The organism is Nocardioides aromaticivorans, from assembly GCF_013408525.1.
Taxonomy (GTDB): domain Bacteria; phylum Actinomycetota; class Actinomycetes; order Propionibacteriales; family Nocardioidaceae; genus Nocardioides; species Nocardioides aromaticivorans.
The window spans coordinates 37,066-52,050 of the sequence record NZ_JACBZM010000002.1 but is presented as its reverse complement, the minus strand read 5'-3'; the positions used below and the strand labels follow the sequence as shown (position 1 = coordinate 52,050).

Annotated in this window: 18 protein-coding genes and 1 pseudogene; 10 read left to right on the top strand and 9 right to left on the bottom strand. The window is 69.3% G+C overall.

What is annotated here, in order from left to right; genetic code table 11:
* Nucleotides 1–86: 86 nt before the first annotated feature.
* The 9 genes from BJ993_RS26255 to pcaH are packed head-to-tail and all read right to left on the bottom strand — an operon-like array spanning nucleotide 87 to nucleotide 6,530.
* On the bottom strand, nucleotides 87–317 hold the full coding sequence (locus BJ993_RS26255) for an FAD-dependent monooxygenase (protein WP_257027722.1): 231 nt from the start codon (nucleotides 315–317) through the stop codon (nucleotides 87–89).
* On the bottom strand, nucleotides 317–973 hold the full coding sequence (locus tag BJ993_RS24640) for a 3-oxoacid CoA-transferase subunit B (protein WP_308645714.1): 657 nt from the start codon (nucleotides 971–973) through the stop codon (nucleotides 317–319). Before BJ993_RS24640 ends, BJ993_RS26255 begins: the two co-directional genes overlap by 1 nt.
* Nucleotides 960–1,667 carry a 3-oxoacid CoA-transferase subunit A gene (locus BJ993_RS24635; RefSeq protein ID WP_179652736.1) on the bottom strand — a complete coding sequence of 236 codons (708 nt, stop codon included), beginning with the start codon at nucleotides 1,665–1,667 and terminating at the stop codon, nucleotides 960–962. The genes BJ993_RS24640 and BJ993_RS24635 overlap by 14 nt, the downstream gene beginning before the upstream one ends.
* Nucleotides 1,664–2,854 (bottom strand): thiolase family protein, encoded by a 1,191-nt coding sequence (locus tag BJ993_RS24630; RefSeq protein ID WP_179652734.1) that lies wholly within the window; start codon nucleotides 2,852–2,854, stop codon nucleotides 1,664–1,666. Before BJ993_RS24630 ends, BJ993_RS24635 begins: the two co-directional genes overlap by 4 nt.
* Nucleotides 2,847–3,230, bottom strand: coding sequence for a 4-carboxymuconolactone decarboxylase (gene pcaC, locus BJ993_RS24625; protein ID WP_032491510.1), 384 nt, complete (start codon nucleotides 3,228–3,230; stop codon nucleotides 2,847–2,849). The genes BJ993_RS24630 and pcaC overlap by 8 nt, the downstream gene beginning before the upstream one ends.
* Nucleotides 3,227–4,015, bottom strand: coding sequence for an alpha/beta fold hydrolase (locus tag BJ993_RS24620; RefSeq protein ID WP_179652732.1), 789 nt, complete (start codon nucleotides 4,013–4,015; stop codon nucleotides 3,227–3,229). The genes pcaC and BJ993_RS24620 overlap by 4 nt, the downstream gene beginning before the upstream one ends.
* Nucleotides 4,008–5,213, bottom strand: a complete 1,206-nt coding sequence (locus BJ993_RS24615; protein WP_179652730.1) for a lyase family protein — start codon at nucleotides 5,211–5,213, stop codon at nucleotides 4,008–4,010. The genes BJ993_RS24620 and BJ993_RS24615 overlap by 8 nt, the downstream gene beginning before the upstream one ends.
* A complete protein-coding gene (gene pcaG / locus BJ993_RS24610) occupies nucleotides 5,210–5,764 on the bottom strand; it encodes a protocatechuate 3,4-dioxygenase subunit alpha (protein WP_179652728.1) in 555 nt (184 codons plus the stop codon). Before pcaG ends, BJ993_RS24615 begins: the two co-directional genes overlap by 4 nt.
* Nucleotides 5,757–6,530: a protocatechuate 3,4-dioxygenase subunit beta gene (gene pcaH / locus BJ993_RS24605; protein ID WP_032491514.1), complete on the bottom strand. Its 774-nt coding sequence runs from the start codon at nucleotides 6,528–6,530 to the stop codon at nucleotides 5,757–5,759. The genes pcaG and pcaH overlap by 8 nt, the downstream gene beginning before the upstream one ends.
* Nucleotides 6,531–6,602: 72 nt before the next feature.
* Here pcaH and BJ993_RS24600 point away from each other — a divergent pair, with 72 nt between their 5' ends.
* The 10 genes and pseudogenes from BJ993_RS24600 to phtC all read left to right on the top strand — a co-directional run bounded on the left by BJ993_RS24600 (nucleotide 6,603) and on the right by phtC (nucleotide 14,944).
* On the top strand, nucleotides 6,603–7,367 hold the full coding sequence (locus BJ993_RS24600) for an IclR family transcriptional regulator (RefSeq protein ID WP_179652724.1): 765 nt from the start codon (nucleotides 6,603–6,605) through the stop codon (nucleotides 7,365–7,367).
* A gap of 369 nt (nucleotides 7,368–7,736) precedes the next feature.
* A complete protein-coding gene (locus BJ993_RS24595) occupies nucleotides 7,737–9,053 on the top strand; it encodes an IS110 family transposase (RefSeq protein ID WP_218865372.1) in 1,317 nt (438 codons plus the stop codon).
* Nucleotides 9,054–9,059: 6 nt separating this feature from the next.
* Nucleotides 9,060–9,446, top strand: a pseudogene (locus tag BJ993_RS24590) (transposase); the annotation flags it as partial.
* 92 nt (nucleotides 9,447–9,538) lie between these two features.
* Nucleotides 9,539–10,990 (top strand): Rieske 2Fe-2S domain-containing protein, encoded by a 1,452-nt coding sequence (locus BJ993_RS24585; protein WP_218865371.1) that lies wholly within the window; start codon nucleotides 9,539–9,541, stop codon nucleotides 10,988–10,990.
* Complete coding sequence (locus tag BJ993_RS24580; RefSeq protein ID WP_068329738.1) at nucleotides 10,987–11,580, top strand: 3-phenylpropionate/cinnamic acid dioxygenase subunit beta; 594 nt, start codon at nucleotides 10,987–10,989, stop codon at nucleotides 11,578–11,580. The genes BJ993_RS24585 and BJ993_RS24580 overlap by 4 nt, the downstream gene beginning before the upstream one ends.
* Nucleotides 11,577–11,960, top strand: coding sequence for a hypothetical protein (locus BJ993_RS24575; RefSeq protein ID WP_032491522.1), 384 nt, complete (start codon nucleotides 11,577–11,579; stop codon nucleotides 11,958–11,960). The genes BJ993_RS24580 and BJ993_RS24575 overlap by 4 nt, the downstream gene beginning before the upstream one ends.
* The gene (gene hcaB / locus BJ993_RS24570) at nucleotides 11,957–12,766 is read left to right on the top strand and encodes a 3-(cis-5,6-dihydroxycyclohexa-1,3-dien-1-yl)propanoate dehydrogenase (RefSeq protein ID WP_179652722.1); all 810 of its coding nucleotides are present in this window, start codon (nucleotides 11,957–11,959) and stop codon (nucleotides 12,764–12,766) included. The genes BJ993_RS24575 and hcaB overlap by 4 nt, the downstream gene beginning before the upstream one ends.
* A 29-nt stretch (nucleotides 12,767–12,795) precedes the next feature.
* On the top strand, nucleotides 12,796–12,990 hold the full coding sequence (locus BJ993_RS24565; protein WP_032491524.1) for a ferredoxin: 195 nt from the start codon (nucleotides 12,796–12,798) through the stop codon (nucleotides 12,988–12,990).
* Nucleotides 12,990–14,228, top strand: a complete 1,239-nt coding sequence (locus BJ993_RS24560; protein ID WP_179652720.1) for an NAD(P)/FAD-dependent oxidoreductase — start codon at nucleotides 12,990–12,992, stop codon at nucleotides 14,226–14,228. The genes BJ993_RS24565 and BJ993_RS24560 overlap by 1 nt, the downstream gene beginning before the upstream one ends.
* On the top strand, nucleotides 14,225–14,944 hold the full coding sequence (phtC, locus tag BJ993_RS24555) for a 3,4-dihydroxyphthalate decarboxylase (protein WP_068329729.1): 720 nt from the start codon (nucleotides 14,225–14,227) through the stop codon (nucleotides 14,942–14,944). The genes BJ993_RS24560 and phtC overlap by 4 nt, the downstream gene beginning before the upstream one ends.
* The last annotated feature ends 41 nt before the right edge of the window (nucleotides 14,945–14,985 follow it).

Here is a 14,985-nt window from a genome sequence, read left to right as displayed (position 1 = left end):
CGAGTACGGTCTCCGGACCGGGTGCTAGTGTCGCCTGCACGGCTAGGCCGGTTCGTCGAGGGTGTCCGCGAACAGCGCAACGGTGCTCATGATGTGTGACTCCATGGCGACCCGTGTGATGTCGCCGTTCCTGGACTTGATGGCGGTGGGGATGATGTCGTGATCGTGGTTGCGGTCATGGCGCGAATTGGAGAGCGGCCCGGGGCGCGGGGGGGCACGACGACCGAGTCGATGCCGGCGCGGTGCAGAAGATGCGAGAGCATCAGGCCTGCGGGCCCGCCGACGACGATGCTGACCTGGGTCCGGGTGAGTGCCATCAGGTGTCCGTCCTGTCGGTGAGGGGGACCTCGACGAGCTCCTGGAGATCGGAGAAGGCAATGCCGAAGAGTTCGCGCACGGCCACGCCCTGCGGCTCGAGGAGGAACACCCCGTGGTCAGTGTAGACACGGCTCACGCAGCCGACGCCGGTCAGCGGCATAGTGCACTCGGGCACCAGCTTGGACCTTCCGTCCCGGGTGAGCAGGCTCATCATCACGAACGTGTGCTTGGCGCCGATGGCGAGGTCCATCGCTCCGCCCACGGCCGGGATGGCGTCGGGCTTGCCGGTGTGCCAGTTGGCCAGGTCGCCGGTGGGGGAGACTTGGAAGGCTCCGAGCACGCAGTAGTCGAGGTGGCCGCCGCGCATCATCGCGAACGAGTCGGCGTGGTGGAGGTACGACGCACCAGGCAGCTCGGTGACCGGGACCTTGCCGGCGTTGATGAGGTCAAGGTCGACCTCGTCGCCGTGCGCCTCGGGACCCATGCCGAGCATGCCGTTCTCGGTGTGCAGGATGACGCCGGCTGTGGGGTCGAGGTGGTTGGAGACCTTGGTGGGCTGGCCGATGCCGAGGTTCACGAACGAACCCGGTGGGATGTCTTGAGCGACGATCGCGGCGAGCTGGTCGGAGCCCATAAGTTCCTCAGTGTTGCTCACTGACCCTCCTCGGGATCGTCGGGCGCTCGGACGGCACCTCGATCACGCGGTCGACGTAGATGGACGGGGTCACCACATGTTCGGGGTCGATGCCGCCGAGAGAGCGGATCTCGTGCACCTGTACGACCGTGGTCTTCGCGGCGGCGGCCATTATTGGCCCGAAGTTGCGGGCGGTCTTGCGGTAGACGAGGTTGCCGAGCCGGTCGGCGGCGTAGGCCTTGATTAGTGCGACGTCTGCGTGGATCGGGTATTCCAGCACATAGTAGCGGCCGTCGATCTCGCGGACCTCCTTGCCCTCGGCTAGCGGCGTGTTGTAGCCGGTGGGTGTGAAGAAGGCGCCGATGCCGGCACCTGCAGCGCGGATCCGTTCGGCGAGGTTGCCCTGCGCGACGAGCTCGAGTTCGATCTTCCCGGTGCGGTACTTCTCGTCGAAGTGGTGGGAGTCGGACTGCCGGGGGAAGGAGCAGATGATCTTGCCGACCCGACCCTCGCGGATGAGCGCAGCGAGGCCGCGGTCGCCGTTGCCGGCGTTGTTGTTGACCACGGTGAGGTCCTTGGCCCCGGACTCGATCAGTGCCTCGATCAGCTCCACCGGCTGACCGGCGGTGCCGAAGCCGCTGATCATCACGGTGGCTCCGGCGGCGATGTCGGCGACCGCCTCCTTGGCGGTCTCGACGAACTGGGTCTCGCTCACGCGACGGCTCCCCGGGTGCTCTCTAGGACGACGGCCAGGCCCTGGCCCACGCCGATGCAGATCGCGGCTACGCCCCAGCGTTCGCCGGTGGACTCCAGCGAGCGGGCCAGGGTGCCGAGGATCCGGGTGCCGGACGCGCCGAGGGGGTGGCCGATCGAGATGGCGCCGCCGTGCCGATTGATGATGTGGGGGTCGATGTCCCAGGCACGGATGCAAACCAGCGACTGGGCGGCGAAGGCCTCGTTGAGCTCGACTGCTGCGACGTCGTGCCAGGTGATGCCGGCGCGGCGCAGGGCGATGTTCGCCGCTTCCACCGGCGCAAAGCCGAAGAACTGTGGCTCGTTAGCGAACGCACCCCAGGCTGCGATTCGCGCCAGCGGCTCGGTGCCGATCTGCCGGGCGGCGTTGGCGCTGCCGAGGAGTGCGGCGGACGCCCCGTCGTTGAGGGGTGAGGCGTTGCCTGGGGTGACCGTCCCATCTTTGCGGAAGACCGGCTTCAATCCGGCGAGCTTGTCCAGCGTGGAGTCGGGGCGGATCGACTCGTCACGCGGGAGGTCCACGCCGGGGACGGCCACGACCAGCTGGTCGTAGAAGCCGCTGTCCCACGCCTTCGCCGCAGCCTGGTGCGAGCGGAGCGCGAACTCGTCCTGGTCCTCGCGGGCCACGCCCTCGCGCTCTCGGAGCTGTTCGGTGGCCTCACCGAGTGAGACCGTCCACTCCGTCGGCATCGCCGCGTTGACCAGCCGCCACCCCAGCGCGGTCGAGACCAGCTCCGCGTTGCCCGCCGGGTAGGGCCGCTCGGGCTTGGGCAGCACCCACGGGGCGCGGGACATCGACTCGACACCACCGACCAGCACCACGTCGGACTCCCCGAGCGTGAGCTGGCGGGCGCCGGCGATGGTGGCGTCCAGGCTGGAGCCGCACAGCCGGTTCACCGTCGAGGCGGGAACCGAGGGGGGCAGCCCGGCGAGCAGACCGGCCATCCGGGCGACGTTGCGGTTGTCCTCGCCGGCCCCGTTGGCGTTGCCGAACACGACCTCGTCGACCTGGCCCCCCTCGAGACCGGTCCGCTCCACGAGCGTGCGGATCACCAGGGCTGCCAAGTCGTCGGGGCGCACTGCCGCCAGCGCCCCGCCGTACCTGCCGAAGGGGGTGCGGACAGCGTCGTACACGAACGCGTCATTCATCAGGGGTCTCCAGGGAGTCGAGCGTCTCTTGTGCGACGGCGAAGGCGTGGTTGGCGGCAGGCACGCCGCAGTAGATGCCTGCTTGGATGATGACCTCGGCGATCTGCTCAGGAGTCAGCCCGTTGGTGCGCGCGGCGCGCACGTGCATGGCGAACTCCTCCCAGTGGCCGAGCGCGATCATCGCGGTGAGCACCGCGACGCTGCGGGTACGCCGGTCGAGGCCGGGGCGGGTCCAGACGCTGCCCCACGCGTAGCGGGTGATCAGCTCCTGGAAGTCGGTGGTGAACGGTGTCTTGTGTGCCTCGGCGCGGTCGACGTGCGCGTCTCCGAGCACCTCGCGGCGCACCCGCATGCCGTCGTCGTAGGTGTCGCTCATCGTTTCCCTCCGGTCGCAAAGTCGTTCAGGGCCCGGGCGACCGCGTCGGGGTCCTCGGCCGGCGGCAGGTGGCCACAGCCGGTGAACACGTTCATCGAGCTGTTCGGCGCACGGTCCGCGGTGGTCTCCCGGGCGGTGTGCGGGGAGATCACGACGTCCTGGTCGCCTGGGGCGACGAGCAGCGGCACCGTGGCGTCGGCGAGCCGGTCCCGCACGTCGAAGTCGGCGAGCGCCTCGCAGGCCAGGGCGTAGGAGTCCTTGTCCGCGTCGGCCAGCGAGAGGAGCAGCCGGGTGCCGGTGGCCGGGTCGCGCATCAGGAAGCCGGGCGCGAACCAGCGCTCGGAGGAGCCGGAGACCATCACGGAGGTGCCGGCCTTGCGCACCAGGGCGGCCCGTTCATGCCAAGCAGAGGGCTCGCCGATCTTCGCCGCACTCGCGATGCAAGCGACTGCGGTGAACACGCCGGGATCAAGGGCAAGTTCCAGCGCGACGGCGCCTCCCAGCGAAACGCCGGCGTACGCCGCGGGTCGGTCGCCAGCGACGTCGGCGGCGAGGCGGCGTACCGCCGCGGCCAGCTCGCCGACCGTGAACGGCCCGGTCGCCGGCTTGCTGCGGCCGTGCCCAGGCAGGTCCCAGCCGACGACCTCGAAGTCATAGGCGAGGCGGCGTGCTGTCGCCTCCCACAGTGCCTCGACCGAGGTGCCAAGAGATGGGCCGACGACCAGCAGCCGAGGTGACTCAGGTCCTCCGGCGAGGCGAGTCGCGGTCAGGTCCGGCTCAGCCATGCGCAGCCCTTCCCTCGGGCACGCGGGCGAGCACGGTGTCGATGAAGGCGTCGGTCGAGCCGAGGTAGTCGGCGGGCTTCCCCCCGCCACCCCGCTCGGACAGAAGTTCGTCGGCGGCGGCAGCCACACGGTCTCCCATCCGTTTCCCGTCGACCTCCAGCCCGGCGGTCAGCTCCGCGGCCTGAGACGCCGCGGTCACGCCCGCCTCCAGCAGCCGGACCAGCGCAGGCCACTCGGAGTGCCAGGCACCGTCCGGTCGCTCGTCGACCGCCTGGGCCGCGGCGAGATGGAGCTGGGCACCGAGCAGCGGTGCCTGCAGTGCGACGCTGCGGATCAGCACGCTGAGCACCGGGTTGCGCTTGTGCGGCATGGTCGAGGAGCCGCCACGACCTGCGACCGTGCCCTCGCGCAGCTCGCCGATCTCGGGCCGGGACAGCGTGGAGACGTCGGCGGCCACCACCCCGAGGGCGTCGCAGGTGCTCACCACGGCCGAGCCGATGCGGGTGATCACGGAACGGTTGGTATGCCACGGCACACCTGGCCAGTCCAAGGCCAGCTCGTCGGCGAAGGCCCGCGCTGCGGCGAGTGGCTCGTCGGTGAGCTCGCCGACCAGGGCCAGGGTTCCCGCCGCACCACCGCACTGCACCGGCAGCGTCCCGAGAACGTCGTCGACCTGCGCCACAGCATCGAGGACACCGGCGAGCCACTGGGCGGCTTTCAGCCCGAACGTGATCGGCACTGCGTGCTGGGTGAGCGTGCGCCCGACCATGAGCGTCGAACGGTGCCGACCGGCGAGCGCCGCGAGCGCGCGCGAGGTGGCGGCGAGGTCGTCACCCATCCGCACCAGCGCGTCGCGGGCCAACAGCACCAGCGCGGTGTCCACAACGTCTTGGCTGGTCAGCCCGCGGTGCACGACCCGCGCGGCGTCCTGGCCCACGGCCTCCTGGAAAAGTTTCACCAGCGGGACGACGGCGTTGCCGGCGGCCTCAGACTCCGCGGCCAGCGCCGCCATGTCGACCTCCCAGTCCTGCGTGACCTTCGCCACCTGCCCGGCGAGGTCGCCGTCGACGGCACCGACCCGGGCCAGCGCACGCAGCCAGGCAACCTCCACCTGAAGCATCGCCCCGACCAACGCGGCGTCTTCTAGGGCCCCGGCGCTGCGATGGGAGCCGGGGGTCAGCAGGGAGTAGCCCGTCATGCGTGCCCCGGAAAGGCCAGGAAGAGAGTCTCCCGGTCACCCTGCAGGTGGACGTCGAAGCGCAGACTCCCGTCGTCCTCGCGGACCACCATCAGCGTTTCGCGCTGCTCGGCGGAGAGCCCAGCCAGGAAGGGATTGGACCCGACCGCTTCACCGGGCAGGTAGGCCCGCGTGAAGAGCCGGTTGAGCAGACCACGTGCGAAGACCACGACCGCGAAGAAGGGCGCGCCTCCGTCGACGGCGCCGGGCTCGAGCGTCGTGAAGGAGTAGCGTCCAGCCGGGTCGGTGGCGCAGCGGCCCCATCCGGTGAAATCGCGGTCCCGGCGCCACGAACCCTCGAGCTGCGGGATGGTCCCGCCCGGGTCGGCCTGCCGGATCTCCAGCATCGCGTCGGGCAGAGGTGACCCGTTGCCGTCGTACACGGTGCCGCGGAGGCGGACCGCTCCCAGCGTGGCGGCCGGCACCAGTTCGTGGCCCCCCTCGTAGGGCAGCGCGTAGTGGAAGAAGGGGCCGATGGTCTGGCCCGGGGTAGCGGGCAACTGCTCAGGCATCGTGGTGACCCTCTCGCTCCAGCGGGGTGGCGTGGCTGCCGGTGAGCACGATGTCCCAGCGGTAGCCGGTCGCCAACTCGTGTGAGGTGACGTTGTGGTCGTAGGCCGCCACCAGTCGGTCGCGCGCCGCCTGGTCGGTGATCGACTGGTAGATCGGGTCGAGTGCGAAAAGCGGGTCCCCGGGGAAGTACATCTGGGTGATCATCCGTTGGGTGAACTCGGTGCCGAAAAGCGAGAAGTGGATGTGCGCGGGGCGCCAGGCGTTGTGATGGTTGCGCCACGGATAGGGACCTGGCTTGATCGTGGTGAAGTGGTAGGAGCCGTCGGCATCGGTGAGGCAGCGGCCGGTGCCCGTGAAGTGCGGGTCGAGTGGCGCGGGATGCTGGTCACGCTTGTGGACGTAACGACCGGCGGCGTTGGCCTGCCAGATCTCCACGAGCTGGTGGCGCACCGGCCGACCGTCGCTGTCGGTGATGCGCCCCGTGACGACCATCCGCTCGCCGATCGGGTCGCCGCCGCCCTGGATCGTGAGGTCCGCCTCGAGTGGGTCGACGTCGGAATGGCCGAATACCGGTGCCATCAGCTCGATGCCCTCGGGGTCGGCGTGGTGGAGGCCTTTGGTGGGGTGCCGCAGCAGTGAACTGCGGTACGGCGGGAAGTCGATCATGGGCTGGGTCTCGCCGGCCGGGGCATCCGCGTGGATCTTCCCGATCTCCTCGCTGATGACCGACTGGGGCGCCAGGTCGGGACTCTGCGGTGTGCTCACGGTCCTCAAGGTAGACGTGCCCCACCTCTCCCAGCGACACTGAACTTTCGCTGAGCGAAAGACATGGATCAAATGGCAGGCAACACCTCCACACCCGGCGCCACCGTGGTCTCCCGGGCGCTCGCGCTGCTGTCCGCCTTTGACACCGCCCACCGGCATCTAACCTTGAGCGACATGGCCCGACGGGCCGACCTACCCACCCCCACGGCGTACCGGCTGGCCGGCGAGCTGGTGCGCGGGGGGATGCTCGTGCGCCGGCCGTCCGGGGAGTACGTCATCGGCCGTCGGCTCTGGGACCTCGGCCTGCTAGCCCCGCTGCAGTCTGGCCTCCGTGAGATCGCCTCGCCGTTCCTCAACGACCTGCACGCCGCCACGCTGGCGACGGTGCATCTCGCCGTCCGGGACCGCACGCAGGCGCTATACGTCGACCGGCTCTCCGGTCGCGCATCCGTGCCGGTGGTCAGCACGGCCGGATCGCGGTTGCCGCTGCACGCCACCGGTGTCGGCAAAGTGCTGCTGGCCCATGCACCCGAGCGGATGCAAGAACAGGTGCTGGGTGACCTGTCGCGGATGACGCCTTACACCATCACACAGCGCTCCTTGCTGTGCGGGCAACTGGCGCGGGTCCGCCGCGACGGCTACGCGATCACCGAGGAGGAGATGACCCTCGGTGCCTGCTCAGTCGCGGTGCCCGTACACCGCAGCGCAGCCGGCGGCGAAGTGGTCGCGGCCATCGGCGTCGTCGTACCCACACTCAAGCGGCACCGCCCCCCCCTGGTCGCGGCCCTCCAGGTGGCCGCTCAGGGTATCGGCCGGTCGTTGGAGGAGTTGAGGTAATCAGTCCGGCATGAACCCAGAACTCCTGACATGATTGCGTATCGATCCTGCGACCCGCGCCTACATCGAGCGACGGCTGGCCGAAGGCAAGACCAGCAAGGAGATCGGCCGCTGCCTCATTGGACGAGTATGGCCCGGCAGGCCAGGTTGGTCTGTTCGTCGGGAACGGCGAGGGACGGCCTCGATGTCTCGCCACTCGATGGCCTGTTTGAGCTGGTCGGTCGCCGACGAGCTCGGCCGCCTGATGTCGCCCTCGTCGTTGCCGGGTGGCCTGATCGGCGCGAGAGAGCAGCCCCGGTGAGGGCCGAACAATGAGGATCCGACGGTCGGCCCGGCTCCAGCGGCGATGTCCGGCCGGGAGGTCAACAGATGTTCTGTGGATGGGACTGGGGCTCGACCGGGCACGCGGTGTGCCTCATCGATGACCAGGGCGCGGTTATCAAGAGATGGCTGGTTCAGCACACCGAGGACCAACTCATGAAGTTGTTCTGCGAACTTGCCGAGCTCGTCGAGGGAGGCGACGTGGCGCAAGTGCCGGTCGCGATCGAACGCGGAGAAGGCTTGGTCGTCGGCTTGATCGCAGGCGCTGGTCACCCGGTCTGGATGGTCGAGCCTGCCGCTTTCAAGGCCGCCCGTCCACGGTGGGGCTTGGCCGGTGCGAAGTCAGATCTCGGTGACGCGTTCATGCTCGCCGACTACGCCAGAACCGACGGCCATCGGCTGCGCCGGGTCGAGCCCGTTGAGCAGGCGACTCGTGAACTCGCCGCGTTGGTGCGGGCACGAACGGCACTGGTCAAGGCGCGCACCGCGGCGTCCAACCAGCTGTGGGCTGTCCTGGCCGAGCACTGGCCCGGCGCCGCTGTGGTCTTCCAGAAGCTGACCTCTCAGATCGCGCTCGCGTTCTTGAGCGACTATCCGACACCTCAGGCCGCAGCACTGCTTGGCGAGCGCCGGATGGGTCAGTTCTGCCGTCGACACAGCTACCGCGGCGGCAAGTCCCCGGCAGAGTTCCTCAGCCGGGGCCGGGCGGCTCCTGCCAGCGCGAGCCCGCTCGCACCGAGGATCCTCGAATCAGTCGTCCATGGCTCGGTCGCTCAGATTGGGCTGCTCAACACCGAGATCACCCGTCTGGAACGCGACCTCGCCAGCGCGCTCGCGGCTCACCCCAAGACGACCTTGCTCCAGACGCTTCCCCGTGCTGCCACGGTCAGCCTGGCAGCACTGATTGCGGAGACCGGGCCTCTGCTTGAGCGTTGCGACAACCCCGAACAGGTCGCCGCCATGTGTGGTGCCGCCCCCGTCACCCGCGCCTCGGGCAAGTCCCCGCACCGTCGGGTTCCGCTACACCGCCAACAAGCCTGCACGCGTCGCGATCACCAGCTTCGCCGACAACTCCCGACACTCCTCGTCCTGGGCGGCCGACGCCTACCAACGAGCACGTGCGCGCGGCGCCCGACATCCTCACGCCGTCCGGATCCTCGCCCGCGGATGGATCCGAGTCATCTGGGCATGCTGGACCACCGACAGCGTCTACGACCCCTCGCGACACCGCGGCGAACAGCTCCTTGCCGCAGCGACTTGACCAAGAGAGCTCAAGCGCTACATCAGCCGGCAGATCTTCCGAACGCTCGCCGCAGCTTACCCTGGCCGCGAGGCCATGCCGTCAGCGGCTTGACGCGACAATGAAGCATCCTGGGTTCTCCATCGTTTGGAAACGAGGATGGATTCAGGCCGAAGGACACCACCGCGGGGAAGCCGACGACGCGCCGCTACAGCCCGGATGGGAAGGCGGCCCGGATGAGTAGGCCGCTGCAGTGCGGATGGTCAGGACGCTGCGTGCCGAGCTGGGCGCTGAGCACGGCACGATCCAGCGCGTCGCAACCCAGCTCGGGTGCGGCACACCGAATCGGTCCGGTCCTGGGTGCGTCAGGCCGACATCGACGGGGGCTACTTGCCGGGGGTCAGCACAGCGATGCGGCGAAGATGAAGGCGCTTAAGCAGGAGAACCGTGAGCTCAAGGCCCGGCCACGTTGTCGCCGAGATTTCGGCCGACGAGCGGGTGTGCTTGCCCCGCCAGCCCATGCGTGGTCTACTGAGCAGAACGCGCCTCTGGTCAACAGAGGGACAGGGAACGGCGATTGACTATGGGACGCCCGAGGAGACTGATTCAGATGACCGACCAGACCGGCGTGCTCGCCGATGTGCGGCGCGGGATGATCCCCGCGCACGTCTACAACGACCGCGAGATCTTCGAGCTCGAGAAGGAGCGGGTCTTCGCCCGTGCCTGGGTGTTCGTCGGTCACGAGTCGGAGATCGCCCAGCCCGGCGACTACGTGGTGCGCCGGGTGCTGCAGGACTCTTTCATCGTCACCCGGGACGAGGAGGGCGAGATCCGGGCGCACTTCAACATGTGCCTGCACCGCGGGATGCAGGTGTGCCGGGCGGAGATGGGCAACGCCTCGCACTTCCGCTGCCCGTACCACGGCTGGTCCTACCGCAATGACGGGCGGATCGTCGGCCTCCCATTCCACCAAGACGCTTACGGCGGCGAGGCGGGGTTCAAGCGCAATGGGCAGCGCCTACTGTCGGCGCCTAACCTGGCGACCTACAACGGGTTGATCTTCGTGTCGCTGGACCCGGACGCGCCACCCCTGGAGGAGTTCCTCGGCGACTTCCGCTTCTACCTGGACTACTACACCAAGCAGAGCGGCAGTGGCATCGAGCTGCGCGGCCCGCAGCGCTGGCGGGTCAAGGCCAACTGGAAGATCGGAGCGGAGAACTTCGCCGGCGACATGTACCACACGCCGCAGACCCACACCTCGGTGGTGGAGATCGGGCTGTTCCGGGAGCCCAAGGCCGAGAAGCGCAAGGACGGGGCCACCTACTGGGCGGGCGCCGGGGGCGGGACGACCTACAAGCTCCCCGAGGGCGACCTCGACGAGCGGCTGCGCTACGTCGGGTATCCGCAGGAAATGGTGGACCGGATGAAGCAGCATCTGTCGTCCGATCAGCTCAAGGTTATCGGCGACGACGGCTTCATGATCAGCGCGGCGTCTATCTACCCGAACCTCTCCCTCGTGCACAACTGGCCGCGGGTGGCCGACTCCGAGAACGTGCTGCCCTTCATCTCCATCCGGCAATGGCAGCCGATCAGCGAGGATGAGACCGAGGTGCTGTCGTGGTTCGCCGTCGACGCCGAGGCGCCGGAGGAGTTCAAGGCGTTGTCCTACAAGGCGTACTTGATGTGCTTCGGCTCGACAGGCATGTTCGAGCAGGATGACGTGGAGAACTGGGTCTCTCTGACCAACACCGCAGCTGGCTCCATGGCCCGCCGACTGCGGTTGAACAGCCGGATGGGCATCCTTGAGGACGACACTGAGGTGATCCCGCAGCTCACCGTCGAGCAGTTTCACGGTCCGGGGTCGGCGCACACCGGCTACAGCGAGTACAACCAGCGAGCACTGCTCAGCCGCTGGGCCGACGACCTGGAAACGCCGATGTCCATCGCGGCCACGGTCGAGGTGGGTGGACCGCGGGAGGGCGCCCCAGATGCCTCCGCAAAAATCTCGGCCGCGGCCGGCGATGTCGCCGCCGCGTCGCACGGGACGGCCGCGCAGGCATGACCGACACTCATTCCGCGAGTTCTGTGCTCGGCAGGAACGCCTCCCGTGTTCAGCGGACCGGGCGGTCGCTGCCCTTCGGGGACCAGCGGCACCTGATGGCCCACCAGTGGCTGGTCGACGAGGCGTGGATGCTCGACGCCCAGTCCTACTCCGACTGGCTGGACCTTCTCACCGACGACATCCACTACCTGATGCCGGTGCGGGTCACAACCGCGCTGGGCGCCGGCTACGACACCTCTCCGGGGATGGCCCACTTCGACGAGGACAAGTACTCCCTGTCCCGGCGGGTCGCCCGGTTCCTCACCGAGCACGCATGGACCGAGGACCCGCCGTCCCGCCTGCGCCACCACCTCAGTAACGTGCGCGCCTTCGCCGCCGATCTGGACGGGCATCTGGTGGAGGACCACCTGGTGGTCGAGTCGGCGACCCTGCTTTTCCGCAGTCGTGGCGACGTCCGCGAGGGCTCGTTCGTCTCCGCCGGGCGCGAGGACGTCCTACGCCGCACTCCCGAGGGGTGGAAATTGGCCCGTCGCACGATCCTCGTGGACGACTCGGTCATGCGGATGCAGAACCTGGCGATATTCCTGTGACGCTGCACTGGGAGGGCGAGGAGGCTGATGCCCGGGCTGCGCGGCGCGCCGCAGCCGAGCGCGACGCGTTGCTCGCGGGCGTCCGCGGCGACGCCACCACCATCGCGAACGAGTTCGCCGAGGTGCGGGTGGTCCGCGTCGATACCCGCAACGGTTCCCGGCTCCTGGTCGAGTCACCGAAGTCCGGGCAGTGGGTAGCGCTGGACCCCCTAGAGCTCGAGGCTCTGACTTGGCAGAGCACCGCCACCTTCTCGGCGATGATCGGCAACCCCTTCGGATCGCTGGTCACCGACGGAACCGCCGGCATCCGCGAAGACGGCGCGGTCCCTGAGGGCGGCAACGAGCCGCCGCAGCACCCGCCCGGGGGTGGCAGCCAGTGACCGCCGGCTGGCTCGAGGGGCGGCGAGCGCTGGTCGTGGGCGCGGGCTCGGGCATCGGCCGTGCGGTTGTGGACGTCTTCCTCGCCGAGGGCGCGCGGGTCGCGGTCCTGGAGCGCGATCCGGACAAGAGTGCGGCGATCGGGGCGGCCCTGCCGGACGTCCCGGTCACCGTCGGCGACGCGGTCACCCGTCAGGCCAACGACGCCGCGGTCACTGCGGCGGTCGAGGCCTTCGGGGGGCTGGACGTTCTGGTCAACTGCGTGGGGGTGTTCGACTTCTACCGCAGTCTTCTCGACCTCGACGCCGACGTGCTAGACGTCGCCTTCGACGAGATGTTCCGCACCAATGTGCTTTCCCACTTGCAGTCCGTGAAAGCGGCACTGCCCCATCTGCAGGCGTCGGGGCGCGGAGTGGTGCTCCTTACAGAGTCGACGTCCTCCTATTTCCCGGGTCGAGGCGGCGTTCTGTACCTGTCCTCGAAGTTCGCCGTCCGCGGGATCGTCACGGCGCTCGCCCACGACCTGGCGCCGGAGGTGCGGGTCAACGGGGTCGCACCGGGCGGCACGCTGGGCACCGACCTGCGTGGGTTGCCTAGCCTGGGAACTGCGGGGCGCAGCCTCGGCGACATCCCGGGCCGCGCCGAGGAACTGGCGTCCCGGGTACCGCTGCAGGTCGCGCTGACGGCTGCGGACCACGCGTGGAGCTACGTGTTCCTAGCCTCCGACCGGTCCCGTGGCATCACCGGCGGGGTTGTCCACCCCGACGGCGGGATCGGCGTCTCCGCTTCCCCCAGAAAACGTTCCTGACCCACCCCCCCATCGAACAAGGAGAGCTCATGCCCCGGTTGTTGGCCGACGTCAAGGCCTGTCAGGGATACGGCAACTGCATCACCGGCGCACCCGACGCCTACGACATCGACGACGACGGCAAGGTTGTGCTCCTGACCGAGGAGATCAGCGACGCCGACCGGCCGCGGGTCGAGGAAGCCGCGCGCAGTTGTCCGGCCAACGCGCTGAGCATCGAGGACTGATGACGGATCCCCGGACCGTAGTCGTCGTCGGAGCGTCGGTCGCCGGCGTGCGGACGGCCCAGTCTCTGCGTACCGAGGGCTTCGGCGGTCGCATCGTCCTCGTGGGCGACGAGCCGGACCTGCCCTATGACAAGCCGCCGCTGTCCAAACAATTCTTGACCGGCTGTTGGTCCGTTGAACGGATCGCGCTGCTGACCGCCGAGGCGGCGGCAGCAGCCGAGATCGAGCTGCGCCTGGGGGTCGCGGCGCAGCGTCTGGACGTCGCCGACCGGCAGGTGGTGCTCATTGATGGGAGCACGATCGACTACGACGCTGCGGTGCTCGCCACCGGTGCTGCCGCGCGCCCCGCCCCGTGGTCGCCCACATCGGGGGTGCATGTGTTGCGTTCCATGGCCGACGCGCGCGCGCTGCGTGACGACCTGGAGGTCGACCGGCCAGTTGTGATCATCGGCGGGGGCTTTATCGGCGCGGAGGTGGCAGCCACCGCGCACGCCCTGGGCAGAGAAGTCACCGTCGTCGATCCCCTTTCCGCTCCGATCGGACGCGTCGTCGGCCGAGAGGTCGGAGAGTTGTTCGTCGACCTGCACACCCGGCACGGCGTGACCACGAAGTTCGGGGTGGGTGTCGAGTCGGTCGAGGGCGAAGCCGGTGACCTAACGGTGCAGTTGACCGACGGTTCGCAGTTGGCGGCGGGGACCGTCGTGGTCGGGATCGGCGCCGTTCCCAACGACGGCTGGCTGGCGGGCTCGGGCCTCCTCGTGGACGACGGCGTCGTCTGCGACGAGCACTGCCGGGCGGTCGACGCCGCCGACGTGTACGCCGTCGGTGACGTGCTGCGGTGGTTCCACCCGGGACACGGAGAGCATGTGCGAGTCGAGCACTGGACCAACGCGGTTGAGTCCGCTGCCGTGGTGGCACACAACATCGCCCACCCCGAGGAGCTGCGGTCCCACTGCCCGGTCGAGTACGTGTGGAGCGACCAGTACGACTGGAAGATTCAGATTGTCGGCCGGCCGGTTGGGGCGACCCGGCACACGCTGGTGGGGGACCTGACTAGTGCCCATCCCCGCGGAGCGGCGGTCTACGCCGATGACAGCGGGGACCTGCGGGGAGCGGTCGCGGTTAACTGGCCCAAGGCGTTGCTGGTCTGCCGGAGGGCGGTGGGTGCGGGCGCGTCGTTCGACGACGTCGTCGCCCAGCTCGACCGGCTGTCGGCCGCGGGGGCGGCGCCGGCATGAGCGGTGGGTACGCCGCTGAGCGGCAGCTCGTCGCGGATGCATGTCGGGTCGCCGCAGCTCGTGGGCTGTCCGACGGGTTCCTGGGCCACGTCAGCCTGCGGATCGACGAGGAACGCTTGTTGATCCGCTGCCGCGGCCCTCAGGAGCGGGGCTTGGCCTGGACGACGGCCGCCGACGTCCACCTCGTTGACCAGGGCGGCGCCCCTGGAGCTCCGGGCGAGCTCGATGGATGGTCTCCACCGAACGAATTGCCGCTGCATGTGGAGGTGCTGCGTTCCCGGCCGGAGGCCGCCTCAGTCGTCCACGTGCACCCGCGGGCGGTAGTCGCAGCAGACCTGGCTGGCCTCGCGATCCGCCCCATCGTCGGTGCGTTCGACATCCCGGGCGCCAAGCTGGCCGCCGGCGGGGTGCCCGTCTACCCGCGTGGCGTGCTCGTTCGGAGCCGTGGCCTGGCCTTGGAGATGGTGGCGGCCATGGGTAAGCGGCCGGTCGTCGTGCTCCGCGGGCACGGCTTGACTAGCAGCGGTGGATCGGTCCAGGAAGCGGTCCTGCGGGCGATCAGCGTGGACTCTCTGGCCCGGCTGTCCCTCCAGATCGCCGCGGCGGGAGGGGCGCAAGCGGATCTGCCGGCCGAGGACTTGGCGGCGCTGCCCGACCTCGGACCGGGCTTCAACGAGGGCGTGGCGTGGCGGCATGAAGTCGCCAGGATGGGGTGACCGCCGGGGCGCAGGTCCTCGGCGTCGGTCCCTGCGCAGCA